Below are 1,032 nucleotides of genomic sequence, written 5' to 3' on the forward strand. Positions count from 1 at the left end.
CCTGATTACCCATGACCCTCAGCCAGCTTCAAGAGCCGATATGGCATCGGAGGGCTTGCCACGACTGCATGCCCCAATTCAACCAACATGCTCTTGAGGTCAAAACGATGATTAAACCGGAAGCAGTATTCCGCAAGATGCCTTGGTAAATGCTTCGCTCCGAGCGTATGGCAACTGCCCCGCAGCGAGTTTTTCACATTTCCTGTCATCGTGTTTACCCAGTTGAATGCCGGATGATCCAGCCAGTCCAGGTTGCCCCCGGTGACAACACCCAGGTGCTCACAATTGGCCTCCTTGACCGCTTTGAAACAGGCCAATCCATCGGATATCACCGCGCTACCACTGGCAATATGCCGTTTTGCCCAATCAGCAACGGACTTGGTTTTGAAACCATCGACCACCGTCATCCGCATCTTGATTGGATGTCCTTCCTTGTTCAGGGCCACTGCTGCCACAAACGGCGTCTTGCCTGCCGCGCCCCGACCCCGTTTGCCACCACGGCGCTCGCCACCCCAGTAGACATCATCGAGCTGAATGATGCCGCTGATGGGCTGCTTGTCATCGGACTCTTTCATGGCTTGCAGCAGCTTGTGCTTGAGCATCCAGGCGGTGTCATATTTGACGCCCAACTGGCGTTTTAGCTCCATCGCTGACAAGCCTGTTTTGGTTTGTGACAACAGGTGCATTGCCAGAAACCACTTGGTCAGTGGGAGCTTGGTGTTTGCGAAAATCGTGTTTCCAGTCAATGACATCTGGTGACGGCAGTGATTGCATTGCCACACACGTGGCCGCCTTCTCAGGCGACAACAGGTCTTGTTGGCACATTCAGGGCAGACAAAGCCGTTAGGAAAACGCCAAGTGAACAGCGCGTTTTCGCACTGAGCCTCAGTGCCATAGTCCTTGAGAAACTCAAACAGGCTGTAGCCTTTCTGGAATTGGATTTTGCTTTTGGCCATGATCTCGCACCTCGATAACTGTACGTAAGATCAGTATAGTTCGTGGTAACTGACTGCTAATCATGGGTAATCAGGT

At 52.7% G+C, this 1,032-nt stretch carries 1 protein-coding gene; it reads right to left on the reverse strand.

Annotation, left to right across the window (positions count from 1 at the left end):
- Positions 1–5: 5 nt before the first annotated feature.
- A complete protein-coding gene (locus BN1134_RS02565) occupies positions 6–956 on the reverse strand; it encodes an IS1595-like element ISKpn3 family transposase (protein ID WP_042045075.1) in 951 nt (316 codons plus the stop codon).
- Positions 957–1,032: the final 76 nt, after the last annotated feature.

The organism is Aeromonas simiae, assembly GCF_000820125.1.
GTDB classification, from domain to species: Bacteria; Pseudomonadota; Gammaproteobacteria; order Enterobacterales; family Aeromonadaceae; genus Aeromonas; species Aeromonas simiae.

Coding starts and splice junctions, on each gene's coding strand:
- BN1134_RS02565 (WP_042045075.1), bottom strand. CDS start 956: ATGGCCAAAAGCAAAATCCAATTCCAGAAAGGCTACAGCCTGTTTGAG.